The organism is Variovorax sp. GW823-FHT02B07, assembly GCF_058797695.1.
Genome location: NZ_JBXAJX010000003.1, coordinates 326,110 through 340,993, shown reverse-complemented (window position 1 = coordinate 340,993; position 14,884 = coordinate 326,110). Strand labels below are relative to the sequence as shown.

12 protein-coding genes are annotated in these 14,884 nt (G+C 69.7%); 5 read left to right on the top strand and 7 right to left on the bottom strand.

Features of this window, described 5'->3' with window-relative positions:
- Window positions 1-14 precede the first annotated feature (14 nt).
- The 4 genes from AC1RGU_RS19360 to AC1RGU_RS19345 all read left to right on the top strand — a co-directional run bounded on the left by AC1RGU_RS19360 (window position 15) and on the right by AC1RGU_RS19345 (window position 4,102).
- Window positions 15-1,073: a beta-keto acid cleavage family enzyme gene (locus tag AC1RGU_RS19360; RefSeq protein WP_070062069.1), complete on the top strand. Its 1,059-nt coding sequence runs from the start codon at window positions 15-17 to the stop codon at window positions 1,071-1,073.
- Between the two features lie 112 nt (window positions 1,074-1,185).
- Complete coding sequence (locus AC1RGU_RS19355) at window positions 1,186-2,340, top strand: aromatic ring-hydroxylating oxygenase subunit alpha (RefSeq protein ID WP_492697423.1); 1,155 nt, start codon at window positions 1,186-1,188, stop codon at window positions 2,338-2,340.
- A gap of 127 nt (window positions 2,341-2,467) precedes the next feature.
- A complete protein-coding gene (locus tag AC1RGU_RS19350; protein ID WP_062477248.1) occupies window positions 2,468-3,073 on the top strand; it encodes a TetR/AcrR family transcriptional regulator in 606 nt (201 codons plus the stop codon).
- A gap of 51 nt (window positions 3,074-3,124) precedes the next feature.
- Entirely contained in the window at window positions 3,125-4,102 is a 978-nt protein-coding gene (locus AC1RGU_RS19345) for an NAD(P)H-dependent flavin oxidoreductase (protein ID WP_062477251.1), read from the top strand.
- A gap of 4 nt (window positions 4,103-4,106) precedes the next feature.
- Here AC1RGU_RS19345 and AC1RGU_RS19340 read toward each other — a convergent pair whose 3' ends face one another.
- From AC1RGU_RS19340 to AC1RGU_RS19325, 4 genes are read right to left on the bottom strand one after another with little or no spacing between them, the layout of a single operon-like run.
- Window positions 4,107-4,628 carry a Csu type fimbrial protein gene (locus AC1RGU_RS19340; RefSeq protein WP_492697421.1) on the bottom strand — a complete coding sequence of 174 codons (522 nt, stop codon included), beginning with the start codon at window positions 4,626-4,628 and terminating at the stop codon, window positions 4,107-4,109.
- Window positions 4,598-6,919 carry a fimbria/pilus outer membrane usher protein gene (locus AC1RGU_RS19335; RefSeq protein WP_492697419.1) on the bottom strand — a complete coding sequence of 774 codons (2,322 nt, stop codon included), beginning with the start codon at window positions 6,917-6,919 and terminating at the stop codon, window positions 4,598-4,600. The genes AC1RGU_RS19340 and AC1RGU_RS19335 overlap by 31 nt, the downstream gene beginning before the upstream one ends.
- A 1-nt stretch (window position 6,920) precedes the next feature.
- Window positions 6,921-7,730 (bottom strand): fimbrial biogenesis chaperone, encoded by an 810-nt coding sequence (locus AC1RGU_RS19330; RefSeq protein WP_492684748.1) that lies wholly within the window; start codon window positions 7,728-7,730, stop codon window positions 6,921-6,923.
- Between the two features lie 8 nt (window positions 7,731-7,738).
- Window positions 7,739-8,269, bottom strand: a complete 531-nt coding sequence (locus tag AC1RGU_RS19325; protein WP_070062075.1) for a Csu type fimbrial protein — start codon at window positions 8,267-8,269, stop codon at window positions 7,739-7,741.
- Window positions 8,270-8,667: 398 nt separating this feature from the next.
- On the opposite strand from AC1RGU_RS19325, the gene AC1RGU_RS19320 reads away from it, so the two are divergent.
- Complete coding sequence (locus AC1RGU_RS19320) at window positions 8,668-9,357, top strand: EAL domain-containing protein (RefSeq protein WP_062477265.1); 690 nt, start codon at window positions 8,668-8,670, stop codon at window positions 9,355-9,357.
- A 27-nt stretch (window positions 9,358-9,384) separates the two neighbouring features.
- Here AC1RGU_RS19320 and AC1RGU_RS19315 read toward each other — a convergent pair whose 3' ends face one another.
- The 3 genes from AC1RGU_RS19315 to AC1RGU_RS19305 all read right to left on the bottom strand — a co-directional run bounded on the left by AC1RGU_RS19315 (window position 9,385) and on the right by AC1RGU_RS19305 (window position 14,596).
- Window positions 9,385-11,283, bottom strand: coding sequence for a GspE/PulE family protein (locus AC1RGU_RS19315; protein WP_369629934.1), 1,899 nt, complete (start codon window positions 11,281-11,283; stop codon window positions 9,385-9,387).
- A 47-nt stretch (window positions 11,284-11,330) separates the two neighbouring features.
- Window positions 11,331-14,054, bottom strand: a complete 2,724-nt coding sequence (locus tag AC1RGU_RS19310) for a sensor domain-containing diguanylate cyclase (protein WP_492697417.1) — start codon at window positions 14,052-14,054, stop codon at window positions 11,331-11,333.
- Window positions 14,055-14,248: 194 nt separating this feature from the next.
- Complete coding sequence (locus tag AC1RGU_RS19305) at window positions 14,249-14,596, bottom strand: STN domain-containing protein (RefSeq protein WP_139702534.1); 348 nt, start codon at window positions 14,594-14,596, stop codon at window positions 14,249-14,251.
- Between the last annotated feature and the right edge of the window lie 288 nt (window positions 14,597-14,884).

Here is a 14,884-nt window from a genome sequence, read left to right as displayed (position 1 = left end):
CCGGAGACAACCCCATGAACTTCCTCGACGGCCACCTGTATCCCGAGAACCAGCAGCCCCTGATCATCACGGCCGCGCCCTATGCGCCGGGGTGGATTCCCGCCGACTTTCCGGAAGACATTCCGGTCACGATGGAAGAGCAGATCCAGAAGGCGGTCGACTGCTACGAGGCCGGCGCCACCGTGCTGCACCTGCATGTGCGCGAGGCCAACGGCAAGGGCAGCAAGCGCCTGTCGATGTTCAACGAGCTGATCGCCGGCGTGCGTGCGCGCGTGCCCGAGATGGTGATCCAGGTGGGCGGCTCCATCAGCTTCGCGCCCGAGGACGACGGCGCCGCCGCCAAGTGGCTCAGCGACGACACGCGCCACATGCTGGCCGAGCTCACGCCCAGGCCCGACCAGGTCACGGTGACCGTCAACACCACGCAGATGAACGTGACCGAGCACGCGGGGCTGGACGACTTCAAGGGCCTGTCGCGCGGCGACCCGCGGCTGTACTCGACGTACCGGGACATGATCGTGCCCTCGAACCCCAGCTGGGTGGAAGAGCACATCCGCCGCCTCACGGCCGCGGGCATCCAGAGCGAGTTCCAGTGCTACAACATCAACAGCTTCGAGACCATCGAACGCATGATCCGGCGCGGCGTCTACAAGGGCCCGCTGGTGATGAACTGGGTGGCCATCAGCGGCGGCATGGACCAGGCGAACATCTACAACCTGGCCAACTTTTTGCGCGCCGCACCCGACGGTGCGGTGGTCACGGTCGAGAGCTCGGTGCTCAACGTGCTGCCCGTGAACATGATCGGCATCGCCCTGGGCCTGCACGTGCGCTGCGGCATCGAGGACGTGCTGTGGAACCAGACCCGCACCGGCAAGATGAGCTCGGTCGAGCAGATCAAACAGCTCGTGCGCATCGCGACCGAGTTCGGCCGCCCCATCGCCACCGCGCAGCAGGCGCGCGAGATCATGCAGATCGGCGTGTTCTACGAGACCACCGAAGAGACGCTGCAGGCCAACGGCTTTGCGCCCAACCGCAATGGCGCGCAGCAGGGCTTCCTGCGCAAGCCGGCCTGATACCGCTTCCACCGCTTTCCGGGGGGCGGTTGACGTACCGACTGGTCAGTCGGTAGACTGGGCCGATCGCGCAGCTCACCGGGCTGCATCGCATCGCACAGAAAGCCCCCCGATGAGCGAGAACTTCGCAGCCGAACTCCATCGCCGAGCGACCACGGCCCTGCAGGCCGGGCGCGCCGACGCGCAAGGGGAGGGCGAGCGCGTGCCGGTCGGCCAGTACACCGACGAAGCCATCGCACGCGACGAGCGGCGCTTGCTGCAGCGGCATCCGCAGCCGGTGGCCGCCAGCGCCTCGCTCGCGTCGCCGGGCGCCTGGCTGTCGCTCACCCACACGGGCGTGCCGCTGCTGCTGGTGCGCCAGGAGAGCGGGCAGGTGCAGGCGTTTCTCAATGTGTGCCGCCACCGCGGCGCGCGCGTGGTGCCAGAGGGCAGCGGCAGCGAGGCGCGTGCCTTCGTCTGCCCGTACCACGCATGGACCTACAAGCCCGACGGCGCCTTGCGCGGCGTGCCCGAGTCCTTCGGCTTTCCCTGCCTGAAGCAGGACGAGTCGGGCCTGCGCCGGCTGGCCACGGTCGAGCGCGCGGGCGTGGTCTGGGTCGTGTGCGATCCGTCGCAGGCGGACAGCGACCCCGGAGCGCACCTGGGCGCGCTCATGGACAACCTCGAGTCGCTGGCCGGGTTGCGCGCGCCCGTGGCCTATGCGCCGCGCACGTACGAGGTCCAGGCCAACTGGAAGCTGCTGGTCGACGGTTCCTTCGAGGCCTACCACTTCAAGGTGGCGCACCGCGAGACCATCGCCCACATGTTCCTGCACAACCTGCAGGTCATCGACGAGTTCGACCTGAACCGGCGCCTGTACCTGCTCAAGTCGAAGTTCCAGGAGCACCAGCCCGATGCGGCCGGTTTCGATCCGCGTCGCTACGGCAACCTGACCTACTTCTTCTTTCCCAACACGACCATCCTCGTACAGCCCGACCATGCGCAGCTCAGCATGCTGGAGCCGCTGGGCGCCACGCGCACGCGCGTGCACGAGCTCACGCTGATCCCCGAGGCACCGGCCTCGGAGAAGGCGACCGCGCACTGGGACGCGAACGTCGCGCTGTACCGGCGCACGCTCGCGGAAGACTACGCGCTGGCCGAGTCGATCCAGGCCGGGCTGGCGTCGGGCGCGAACGACGCGCTCAGCTTCGGCACCTTCGAGTACAGCGCGCCGCGCTTCCACGCGCAGCTCGCGCAGCAGGTGGCGGCGATGCCGGCCGCACGCTGACGCGCGAGGGTGTCGCGCGTGCAACAACCAGACCCCAAGACACAAGAAAGAATGGCGCGCGTCGCGTCTGATCGCCGGTCGCGTCTTCGCGGCATGCGCCAGGCGTGACGCCTTCCAGAACCGCCCGATGGCCACCCTTGCCCCTTCCCGTAAAGAAACGATCCTCGCGCGCGCCGAGCAGCACTTTGCCGACCATGGCTTCCAGGGCGCATCGCTGTCGGCGATTGCGCGCGACTGCGAGGTCGGCAACCCGGGGCTGCTGCACCACTTCGCGAGCAAGGAGGTGCTGTACCGCGCCGTGCTCGAGAAGCAGGCCGAGGACCTGACGGCGCGCATCTGCAAGCGCGTCGAGGCGGCGCCCGACCTGCCTGCGCGGCTGCAGGCGTTCGTCGCGCTGCAGGTCGAGTGGATGCACGCGCGGCCCACGGGCTTCAAGCTCGTCACGCGCGAACTGCTCGACAACGCCGAGCGCATCCAGCATGCGCAGACCCGGCCGCTCGAAGGCTTCCTGCAAGCCAGCCTGGGCCTGGTGGCCGCGGCGCAGGCGGCCGGCCTCGTGCGCGACGACCTGTCGGCCGTGGTGGTGCTCACGCTCATCTTCGGCACGCTGAACTACGCAAAGATGGCACGGCCCACCTTCGCCAAGACCTTTGCCGAGCCCGCGCTGAAGAGCGACACGGCCTGGATGAAGGCGATGGCGCGCGATGTGTTGCGCGTCATCTCGCCGCCCTGATTTTTTCTTTCTCTCTTTCCTTCCCAGCAACCCCGACCAAAGGACGTTCCCTTGAAAACCCGCATCACCGAACTCTTCGGCATCCGCCACCCGATCATCCAGGGCGGCATGCACTACGTCGGCTTCGCCGAGCTGGCCGCGGCCGTCTCCAACGCCGGTGGCCTGGGCATCATCACGGGCCTCACGCAGAAGACGCCCGAGCTGCTGGCGCGCGAGATCGCGCGCTGCCACGAGATGACCGACAAGCCCTTCGGCGTGAACCTCACCTTCCTGCCGACCTTTGCTTCGCCGCCGTACCCCGAGTACATCGCGGCCATCGTCGAAGGCGGCATCAAGGCCGTGGAAACCGCGGGCCGCAGCCCCGAGGCCTACATGCCGGCGCTGAAGGCCGCGGGCATCAAGGTGATCCACAAGTGCACCTCGGTGCGCCACGCGCTCAAGGCCGAGCGCATCGGCTGCGACGCCGTGAGCGTCGACGGCTTCGAGTGCGGTGGCCACCCCGGCGAGGACGACGTGCCCAACATGATCCTGCTGCCGCGCGCGGCCGAGGAACTGAAGATCCCGTTCGTCGCCTCGGGCGGCATGGCCGACGGCCGCAGCCTCGTGGCCGCGCTCGCGCTGGGCGCCGAGGGCATGAACATGGGCACGCGCTTCATCGCGACCAAGGAAGCGCCGGTGCACGCCAACGTGAAGCAGGCCATCGTCAACGCCTCCGAACTCGACACGCGCCTGATCATGCGGTCACTGCGCAACACCGAGCGCGTGATCAACAACGCGGGCGTGGAGCGCCTCATGGAGATCGAGCGCGCCAAGGGCGACGCGCTGAAGATCGACGACATCATGGACCAGGTCGCCGGCATCTACCCGAAGGTGATGACCGAGGGCCACATGGACGCCGGCGCCTGGAGCTGCGGCATGGTGGCCGGGCTGATCCACGACGTACCCAGCTGCGCGGAGCTCATCGACCGCATCATGGCGCAGGCCGATGAACTCATCGCCAAGCGCCTGGCGGGCATGCTGAGGGGCTGAGCTTTCAGTACGTCACCGTCACCGTGATGGTGCTGCTGTAGGCGCCCGGCGCCACGTACTGAGCGGCCGGAATGCGGCCGTAGACGGTGTGGGGGCGCAGCGTGGTGACGCCACCGAGGTTCGCCAGCGCGCTGTAGCTGTCGCTGACGCTGTTGAGGCCCCAGACGGTGCTGCGCGCGTTGGTGGTGTAGAGGTTGTAGCCCAGCGGCGTGGCACCGACCGGGCCCACCATCTGCCGGCTGGTGATGTTGCCGGCCGAGCCCGCGTCGAGGCTGATCGTGAACGACAGCGTCACGAGGATGCCCAGGCCCGTGACCGTGCCGGCGACGGTCACGGTCGAGGTGTTGTCCTTGGGCGTCGCGACGGCCGGGTCGTAGTTGCCGAAGGCCAGCGCTGTCGCGCTGACGGTGGCGCTGCAGCTGAACACGCCCACGCCCGAGCACGCGGCCAGCGACGCGCCCGGGGCCAGCAGCCCCGCCAGCGCCAGCGCGGCGGTCAGCGCGGAGATGACGACACGGGTTCGCATCGGTAAGGTCCCATCGAGGGCAGTGCGCCGGCGGCGCGGTCGGGTTCGCCCAGCGTGAAGCGGCAATGCCCGCGCTTCCATCGCGCCTCGAAGCGTTCGTTCGGCTGCGGGTCGTCGACCGACACCAGCCCGTTGAAGCCCGACAGCAGCGAGGTGCCACGCGCCGGTCGCATGACGTCGATGCCCGGAGGCAGCGGGCTGCCGTCGGGCAGCAGCACCGTGACGTTCGCGATCGCGTCGCGCGCGATGTCGAAGCTGGCCTGCGCCACGCCCTTGTAGCGCGGCACCACGCGCAGCACGTCGCTGCGCACCTGCGCCTCGATCGGCAGGTCGCCGTTGTCGATGCTGATGTGGTTGGGCTCGTAGGCGCGCAGGCCCGAGACGACGGCGCGGCCTTCGCTGTCGGTGGTGGTCCAGGGCTGGTTCTCGCGGTAGACCTTCACGCCGGCGGCGCCGGGCACGGTCACGAGCGCGAAGGCGTCGTCCGACTGGCGGGTGGCAAAGCCCACGCCGCCCGCGAAACCCACGGCGCCGCTGGCGCGCAGGCGCACCGCGGTCTGGCCCTGGGCGCGCGCGGCTTCGGCCGTCAGCATGCCGTAGCGACCACGCCAATCGACCGCGGCTTCGCTGCGCGCGTTCTCGCCATCGGCGGCGCGCAGCCGGTAGCCCCAGCCCGTGTCGTTGGGCGGCTGCTGCACCCACTCGGCCACGGCCGAGTGGCCGCCCGGCTTCTGATGCTGCACCGAGAGCGTGGCGTGCTGGCGTTCGCCGAGCGTGAAGCTGAGGCTGACGTTCACCGAGGTGACGGAGCGCTTGCCGTCCTGGCGCGTGTGGGCCACCGAGGTGCCGAGCCAGGCGTTGCCGCCCAGGCTGATCGACCAGCTGGCGGTGGTCACGCCGATGTGCTCGCCGGTGTTGTAGCGCAGCCGCGTGTGGCTCGCGCCCAGCGTGCCGTAGCGGCCCAGCGAGCGGCCTGCGAAGAGTTGCGTCTGTGCGTCGGTGTGCACGGGGCTGTCGTGCCAGGCGATCTGCGTGAAGCCGCGGCTCGCCACCTGGCGGCTCACGGAGAAGTTCCATTCGTCGCTGGTGCGCGTGTAGGCGGCGCGCCAGAGGCGGCCGCTGTCGCCATCCTTGCTGCGGCTGGCGGCGCCGTGCAGCGAGAGTTCGCCGAGCGTGCCCCAGACCCAGGTCACGCCGGCGCCCGCGGTCTGGCTGCGCGCACTGGCCTCGCCGCGCGCCTCGACGGTCACGCCGTCGTTCACGCCGTGGCGCCAGGTGCCGGCGACGAAGGGCGGGCCGTAGTCGAAGCTGCGCTCGCCGTAGCGCAGGCGCGTCCAGCCGGCTTCGAGCGAGTAGTCGGACAGGCCCGCGCGCAGCAGGTTCGAGCTCACGTAGTAGGGCGTGGTCACGGTGCGCTGCACGCCGAGCGCGTCGGTGACGGCGAAGCGCATCTCGCCCGCGCCGGTGAGCACCGGCACGTCGCTGAGTGCGAACGGGCCGGCATCGACACGGCGCTGGTAGCGCAGCGTGTCGTTCACGTACACCTCCACCGCCGAGGGCACGGCCGCGCCGCCGCGCAGGGTCGGCATCGGGTAGCTGATGAAGCCGGGCTGCAAGCCGAAGCGGGTGCCGAACTGCACGCCGCCGAAGCGAAAGGGCGTGGACCATGCGGCGGCCTGCGTGATGGTGTCGCCCACCGTGAGGCGCGTGAGCCTCGCGGGGTCGTCGCGGCGAAAGTAGCTGTCCAGCCGCGTCGTGCCGCGTCCGCCGAATGCGGACTGCCCGGCGACGAGGCTCGTGCCCACCAGGCCCCAGTCGGCCGAGGCCGCCGCATCGAAATAGCCCGAGGCGCGCGTGCCTTCGCGGTCGTGCTGCAAGGCCAGGTCGTAGTTGAGAAAGGCCCCGAAGGCCGAGGCCGACAGCGGCGGGCGGTCGCCCGCGTGCGCATGGACGGTGCCCAGCGTGAACGCCTCGGCGGGCACGCTCAGGTCCACGCTCTGCGCGCCTTCGTCGAGCTGCAATTGCGCGCCCGGCAGTGCGCGCAGGTCGTAGTAGTCGGTGCCGTCGCGCTGCAACGCCGCGGTGGCGGGCCGCACCAGCCGCCAGGCCGCGAAGTCGGGCGCCGATGCCAGCAGCTGGGCGCCGCGCCGCAAGAGCGGTCGCGGCGCGGGCTGGCTCAGGCCGTTGATGCGCACGTCGAGGATCGCGGGCTGCACCTCGCCCGCCATGTCAGCGGGTGACGTCTGTGCGCAGGCCACGCGCAGGCCCAGCCAGCCGCAGCAGACCCACAAGCTAGCGTGGCGTGGCGGGCGCACGGGGCACGCGCACGGTGGCGCTGGACGACGCCTCGGGGGCATCGGTGGCGGCCTCGACCTGCAGCCGGGTGTCGGGCGGCAGGGCGGGCAGTTCGATGTCGATGCCGGCCGACTGCCCGGCCAGCGCGTACTGCGACAGGCTCTTGCGCAGCAGCTCGGTGCCGTCCTCGCGGCGCACCACGAGCTGCGTGACCTGGATGTGCTCGCTGCCCTGGTTGTCGAACACCAGCCGCCAGGCCGTGCCTGCCGTGCCGGTGGCGCGCCCCGAAGGCTGCAGCGACCATTGCAGCGCGCGGCGCAGCTGCAGCGGCGGCACGAAGATCGGCACGCCGATGCGCAGCAGCGTCTGCACCTTCGCGCCCTCGGTGCCGTCCGCCGGCAGGGCCTGGTCGCGCGGCAGCTGGCGCAGGAAGATGCGGTAGCTGCGCTCGCCGGCGTCGGCCGGCACCTGCAACCCGAGGCGCACGATCTGCCGCCCGCCCGGCGGCAGGCGGAAGATGGCCGGGTTGACCAGCACGTCGCGCGTGGGTTCGTAGGCATCGCGCCCGTCCTGCTGCGACCACGCCACCACCTCGGCCTGCACGGCGACCTCGGTGTCCTCGGCGTTGCCCATGGTGAGCGAGGCGACCGGGCGCTGCGGCGTCAGCACGATGCGCAGCGGCGCCACGCTGAGGCTGGTGGCCGCGGCGGGAGCGGGAGCGAGGGCGGCCAGCAGCAGGCCGGCCCCCCATGCGACTGGCAGCAGGGCGCGACGCATGCCGTGGCGGCCTGCGGTGAAGGCGGTCAACGGCGCCCTCAATAGGTCAGCGAGACCGTGATCGTGTCCGTGTAGTCGATGGCCGGCGCCGCGGTGTACTGCCCCGTGGGAATCAGGCCGTAGATCGTCTGCGTCTGGGGCGTCCCGTTGCCGACGTAGCCGGTGCCGGCGACGCTGTTGTCCCAGTTGGTCTGGTGCGCGCTGTCCTTGAAGAGACCGTAGCCCAGCGTGTTGTTGCCGGCGGCCGCCGTGGGGCTGGTCATCAGGCGGTTCGTGATCGTCGCGCCCGAGCCGCCGCCCGCGCTCAGGCCGAGCGAGTAGGGCGTGCCGAAGGTGCAGGTCACGTTCAGGCTGGTGGTGCCGGCCAGCGCGGTGGCTGACGCCGGGTCGTACGGCCCGAACGCCAGCGTGGCCGGCGTGGTCATCAGGCAGGCCTTGAGCACCGTGGCCGTGACCTGGAAGGTCGTGGTCGTCGTGACCGCCTGCGCGGGCAGCAATGTCAACAAGGCACCGACGGGCAGCACGGTACGGGCCAGTGTGCGAAGGAGGGAGCGAGGCTGGTGGCGCATCGGACGGGACCTTTCATCGGTGACTGGAAACCCAGGAACGACAGTGAAAACCCACCCACCGTTTCCAGTAGTGGGCGCCCCCTTTCTAACCAATCTCTCCCCGATGGGACATAGGACGCAGCCCTGTCGTCGACAGCTTGCTACAGATTTTTCCGAGGCCGGGAGGGCTCATGAGTGATTTCGGTCTACAGCCTGGGCCGGGCCTAGGTCGGATGTCTTCATGGGGCGCGACCTCTTGTCGCAGGGGGGTGGTGCGTGCGGTGTATAGAACCGTTTACATTTACGCTCTTGGGAGTCGCCATCCAACGCCATTGCAACCTTGCCCGCGAGGTCCATCCAACGTGATCGCCGAAATACATGCTGATGCCGCGCCTGCTGGCCTCGCCTCGGGGTTCACCATGGCGTTCCAGCCCATCGTGGACCTGGGCCGGCACGAGATCTATGCGCACGAGGCGCTGGTGCGCGGCCTCTCGGGCGAAGGCGCCGCCGAGGTGCTCGGGCGCGTCGATCCGGTCGACCGCTTCGCCTTCCACGAAGCCTGCCGCGTCAAGGCCATCGAGATCGCCTCGCGCCTGGGCATGAAGTCGCGCCTCAGCCTCAACGTCATGCCCAACGACGTCGCGGGGCAGGCCGAGTGCTTCCGCACCGCCATGGCTGCCGCCAAGCGCTGCAAATTCCCCGTGCGCCAGCTGATGTTCGAGATCACCGAGGGCGAGCGCGTGCGCGACCTGCACGGCCTGGCCGACACCTTCCGCGCCTTCAAGCGCCACGGCTTCACCTCGGCCATCGACGACTTCGGCGCGGCCTACGCGGGCTTCGAGCTGCTGGCCGCGTTCCAGCCCGACGTGGTGAAGATCGACCTGAGCCTGATCCGCGGCATCCATGCCGACCCGGTGCGGCTGACCATCGTGCGCGGCTTCGTCGCCACCTGCGACGAGCTGCGCATCCGCGTGATCGCCGAAGGCGTGGAGGCGCCCGAAGAGGTGCGCGCCTTGCGCGAGATCGGCGTGGAGCTGTTCCAGGGCTACCTGTTCGCGCGGCCGGCCATCGCCACGCTGCCGGCGGTGGCGTGGGACGCCGCCGCCTGAGCCTGCCCTGACCTCTGACCTTGTGGGTCAGACGTTGCTGGTCGCGCGCACTTCCTCGAGCGTGGTCCGGCCGGCCAGCACCTTCTCGATGCCGTCCTGACGCAGCGTGCGCATGCCCTCGCGCATCGCGGCGTCCTGCAGTTCCTCGGCGCGCGCGCCGCCCTGCACCAGCCGGCGCAGTTCCCTCGACATCACCATGAGCTCGTGGATACCCACGCGGCCCCGGAAGCCGGTGTCGTTGCAGTGCTTGCAGCCGGTGCTGGTGTAGGTCTGCAGCTGGCCGTCGCGCCCGTGGCGCTGCACCCACTCGGCGCGCACGGCGTCGCGCGCGGCCGGCGTGTCCTGCGCGCCGAAGGCGTGCATGTAGTCGGCCAGCAGCTCCTCGACCGCCTCGCTCGTCGCCGGGCGGCTTTGCACGCATTGCGGGCACAGGCAGCGCACCAGCCGCTGCGCCAGCACGGCCAGCAGCGAGTCGGCGAAGTTGAACGGGTCCATGCCCATGTCGAGCAGGCGCGTCACGGTTTCGGGCGCACTGTTGGTGTGCAGCGTCGACAGCACGAGGTGGCCGGTGAGCGAGGCCTCGATGGCGGTCCTGGCGGTCTCGGCGTCGCGGATCTCGCCGACCATGATCACGTCGGGGTCGGCGCGCACGAAGGCGCGCAGCGCCTTGGCAAAGGTCCAGTCGATGCGCGGGTTGACCTGCACCTGGCGCAGGCCCGGCTGCGTGATCTCGATCGGGTCTTCGGCGGTCCAGATCTTGCGCTCGGGCGTGTTGATGCGCATGAGCGCCGAGTGCAGCGTGGTGGTCTTGCCCGAGCCCGTGGGGCCCACGCACAGCACCATGCCGTAGGGCCGGTCGACCGCCTGCGAAAACTGCGCCAGGTTGCGCTCGGACAGGCCCAGCGCATCGAGCGCGATGGGCTTGGCCGAGGCCAGGATGCGCATCACCACGTCTTCCAGGCCGTTGTTGGTCGGGATGGTGGCCACGCGCAGCTCGATGCGGTGCTGCGGCGAGTACTTCGAGAAGTTGATCTTGCCGTCCTGCGGCTTGCGCTTTTCGCTGATGTCCAGGTCGCACATGATCTTCACGCGCGCGACCACCGCGTTGCGGTAGCTGGGCGGCAGCTCCAGGTAGGTGTAGAGCCGGCCGTCGCGGCGAAAGCGGATGCGCGTCTTTTCCTGTCCCGGGTCGCTCTCGATGTGGATGTCGGAGGCGCCCTCGCGGTGCGCTTCGAGGATCATGCTGTTGATCATGCGCACCAGCGAGTTGTCCGACTGCTCCACGGGCGGCTCGCCGGCGGCGGGCGCGGCGGCCGATTCTTCCTTCTCGAGTGTCTTCAGCAGCGTGCTGGTGCCCGTCATGTCGAACTCGAGCGGACGCATCGGGTCGTTCATGTCGACCACCGGGCGCTCGGCCGCCACCTGGCCGACCTTCTCGTAGGCCTTGTGCAGCACGCCGTCCAGGTCCAGGCACTGGCCCAGCACGGGGAGCACCTTCATCTGCGCGATGAACTCCACCTCGTCGATCACCGCGTGCCGGTTGACCGGGTCGTCGAGCGCCAGCACCAGGCGCCCGCCGTGCAGCATGAGCGGCATCACCTGCAGGCGCCGCGCGGCCTCATGGCCGACCTTGCGCAGCGCATCGGCCGCGGCCGGAAACACATGCAGGTTCACCAGCGGGTAGCCCATCTTGCGCACCAGCGCGGTCTGCAGCTGGCCCCGGCTCACGACGCCCATGCGCACCAGCGTCTCGCCCAGCGGCACGGTGGGCTCGCGCTGCTGCTGCTGGAGCGCCGCGTCGAGTTGCGCCTGCGTGACCATGCCCAGCGACATCAGCGCCTGGCCGATGCGCGCGATCGGCATGCGGCTTTGCAGGTCGAGCTCCTGCACGAGCTGTTCGGGCATGACGACTTCGGTGGCTGCCATGGATGGGTCTCCTGATGGTGGTGAGGGGCGCGGCGGGTGTGCCGGCGCTAACGGTAAAACGCGAAACGGTTGCGGCCCTGCGACTTGGCGGCGTAGAGCGCCGTGTCCGCCCGCGCGAGCAGTTCGCCGGCACCGACGCTGGCATCGACCGTCTCGACGAACACGATGCCGATGCTGGTCGTGACGTCCAGCCGCCGGCCTTCCACGGGGAACGCCGGCGCCGCGATCTGCGAGACGATCTTGTGCGCCACGCCCGCCACCGCGTCCTGCGAGTGCACGTTCTCCAGAACGATCACGAACTCGTCGCCGGCCAGGCGCACCACGGTGTCGGTCTCGCGCACGCTGGCGCGCAGGCGGCGCGCATATTCGGCCAGCACGCCGTCGCCGGTGGAATGGCCGAGGGTGTCGTTGATGGCCTTGAAGTGGTCGATGTCCAGGAACATCAGCGCCATGCCGCCTTCGGCGCGGCGCACGCGCGACATCGCCGCGGGCAGCTGCTCGTTGAAGGCCAGCCGGTTCGGCAGGCCGGTCAGCACGTCCATGCGCGCCAGCTCGATGAGCTTGCGCTCGGCCTCCTTCAGCGCCGTGACGTTGAAGGTCATGAGGTAGAAGCCCGCCGTGTGGCCCGCCAGGTCCTTGTCGGGAATCAGGTTCACCTGGAAGTGCGCCTCCCGGTCATCGATCGGCACCTGCACCGGGTACTGCGTCGCCCTGCCGGCGAGCACCGTGGGCAGATGGGGCGTGTGCTGCACGTACACCGCCTCGCCCACGGCCGAGCGCAGCGTCACGCCGTCGAGCGGCGCGCGTTCATCCAGGCCCGCCATGCGCCGCGCGCGGCTGTTGCCGTACAGGCAGTTCTCGTCGCGGTCGAAGTAGGCGACCAGCGCGGGGATGTTGTCGGTCACGTCGCGCAGGCGCTTTTCCTGCTGCGTGAGGGCGCGGCGGATGTTCACTTCGTCGGTGATGTCGAAGGTCATCGCGAACACGCCGTGCACCATGCCCTCGGCGTCCTGGTCGGGGATGTAGTGGGCCTTGAAGGTGCGGTCGCCGATGCCCAGCGCCGCGTCGCCGGCCTTCTCGACGATCACCGTCTCGCCCGCCAGCGCGCGCTCCATGTGGGGCCGCACCACCGCGAAATCGGCCGCGCCCCGCACCGCCGGCATCCACTGGCCGACCAGCGGCTGGCCGTGGTGCAGTGTGCGCACCTTGGCATTGACGAAGGTGTAGTACAGCGCGGCGTCGACGTGCGAGACCAGCGCGGGAATGTTGTCGGCGATGGTGCGGATCTGCGCCTCGCTGTGCGCCAGTTCGAGCTCGATGTGCTTGCGCTGCGTGATGTCGAAGGTCATCGCGTAGTAGCCGCACACCCGCCCCTGCGCGTCGAGCTCGGGGATGAAGTCGGTCTGGAAGAAGTGCTCTTCCTCGTCGCGGTGCGCGGCGCCGCGCCGCTCGAAGGACACGGCCTCGCCGGCCAGCACGCGGCGCAGGTTGTGCTCGAGCGTCGGGTCGTCGTGCAGGCCGCTCATGCTCTGCACGGGCTGGCCCACCAGCTCCTCGGCGCTGTAGCCCAGCTCCTCGCACAGCCGCGCATTCACGAAGGTATAGCGGCCCTGCGCGTCGGCGTGCGAGATCATGGCCGGCAGGTTGTCGGTGATGTCGCGCAGGAACTTCTCGCTGGCCTGGTGCTGCTGCATGAGCCGGTCGAAGGTGCGCGAGAGGTCGCCGATCTCGTCGTCCGGGTAGGTGCGCGCCACGGCCGCCTGCGCGGGCGCCGCGTGGGCGTCGAGCATGTGGCGGTGCAGCCCGGTGAGCGGGCGCAGCTGCTGGCGCACCACGGCCAGCGCCAGCGCGCCGGCCAGCAGCGCCAGCACGATGGCGCCGATCCACGCGGTGCGCTCGATGGCTTCGATGCGGGCAAAGGCCTCGTGGCGCGGGTACATCGAGCCCATGATCCAGTCGGCCTGGCGGATGCGCTTGAAGGCGTACAGGCCGGGCACGCCCGCATGGTTCACGCCTTCGATGGTGCCTTCGAAGCCGCCGATCGCGCGGTCCAGGTCGGGCGCGTCGTCGGCCATGGCCATGTTGGCCTGCTTGAGCACGCGGTCGGCCAGCGGGTGGTCGATCACGATGCCGTCCGCGGTGGTGATGAACACGTAGCCCGTCTGGCCGAAGCGCACGTCGGCCAGCTCGCCCAGGATGTTGCGGTCCTTCAGGTTGATGGAGCCCGAGATCACGAACAGCACCCGGCCGGCCGCATCGAGCACCGGCTCGGTGATGGCGACCTGCGCCAGGCCGTTGAGCCGGTTGCGGTAAGGCTCGGAGATCACGCCCGTGCGCGCGGCGACCGTGTCCTTGAAGTACGCGCGGTCCTTCACGTTCACCTTGCCGATCTGTCGCGCGCCGTTCAGGTTGGCGACCAGCTCGCCGTCCGTGTCCAGGAAGGCGACGTTGTCGAACGCCGCCCGCAGGGACTGGTGCTTTTCCAGAAAGGCCTGCAGCGGCGCGGCGTTCGTGATGCCGTGCGAGCCCACGCTCTCGGCGATCGTCTTCAGCAGGATGCGCCGGCTGGCGAACTTCTGCTCCACCGCGCTCGCGATGGCCGACAGCCGCGCGAACTCCTCGTTGGCGATCGAGGCCTGCATGCGGTTCTTGACCAGGTGCAGCGCCACCGTGGCGATGATGAAGGTGGTGGCCAGCACGACGGCCGCAACGCCGACGCTGAGGCGCGTGTTCAGACTGATGCGGCGTTTCGCGGTCGCGAAGAGTTTCATGGGCGTCGTGCAGGCGGTGCAGCGAAGCGGCCGGGACCACCGGCCGGGCCGGCCAGGGGGGCACGGCACACACCCTTCGCGCGTTGCGCAGCTAGTGTGTCAGAAAGTGCGAGAAATGCGCGCCATTGCGGTGCATCTCGCGGGGTTCCCGGGGGCCGGACTGTTGCGCAGGTGCGCGAGGGAAACCAATCGTATTACTCGACGCGCGGCGGCGGCTCCGATCGGGCGGCCGCGGGCGAGCGGGCCGGCGCGATGAGCACCATCGCGCCGTCCTGCCCGCGCCGCACGCGCAGGCGCGTGCCGTCGAGCAGGCGCTCCAGCGCCGCGTCGGCGGCGATCTTTCCCCTGATGCCCCGGGTCGAGAGGTCCTTGACGTCTTCCATCTTGTAGATGAGCTGCACGCCCGACTGCGCGATGTAGGCGTCGAGCGCCGGCCGCAGCTCGCCGCCCTTCACGTCGAACTCCCGCGCGTGGGCAAAGGCCAGCCCCGTCGCCAGCAGGCCGGCGGCGGCCACGAGGGCAAGGCGGGGGCGGGTGAGCAAGAGGGCAAGGAAGGTGGGGGGCTGCCTCCGGATTCGAATCATGTCGGTCTGTTTTCCGCGAATTGGTTTTTCTTCTGCCCCCGGTGAGACGAGTTCGAGCGCACTTTCCGGTAACGGGGCAAGGGGGAAAAGCCCTTGGGCCCGGCCTTCTAGAATTTCCGGGTCCGCCGCCGGGCATGGGAATTCAAGGAAATTTCGCCGGCGGGCCTTCGCGCGTTACCGGAAATCTTCGGGCCGTTCGTCTCACTGTCTGTCGCCAATCCCGGCGACCTGCCGCTTTGTGTGTCG

Coding starts and splice junctions, on each gene's coding strand:
- AC1RGU_RS19360 (WP_070062069.1), top strand. CDS start 15: ATGAACTTCCTCGACGGCCACCTGTATCCCGAGAACCAGCAGCCCCTG.
- AC1RGU_RS19355 (WP_492697423.1), top strand. CDS start 1,186: ATGAGCGAGAACTTCGCAGCCGAACTCCATCGCCGAGCGACCACGGCC.
- AC1RGU_RS19350 (WP_062477248.1), top strand. CDS start 2,468: ATGGCCACCCTTGCCCCTTCCCGTAAAGAAACGATCCTCGCGCGCGCC.
- AC1RGU_RS19340 (WP_492697421.1), bottom strand. CDS start 4,628: ATGCGAACCCGTGTCGTCATCTCCGCGCTGACCGCCGCGCTGGCGCTG.
- AC1RGU_RS19325 (WP_070062075.1), bottom strand. CDS start 8,269: ATGCGCCACCAGCCTCGCTCCCTCCTTCGCACACTGGCCCGTACCGTG.
- AC1RGU_RS19320 (WP_062477265.1), top strand. CDS start 8,668: ATGGCGTTCCAGCCCATCGTGGACCTGGGCCGGCACGAGATCTATGCG.
- AC1RGU_RS19315 (WP_369629934.1), bottom strand. CDS start 11,283: ATGGCAGCCACCGAAGTCGTCATGCCCGAACAGCTCGTGCAGGAGCTC.
- AC1RGU_RS19310 (WP_492697417.1), bottom strand. CDS start 14,054: ATGAAACTCTTCGCGACCGCGAAACGCCGCATCAGTCTGAACACGCGC.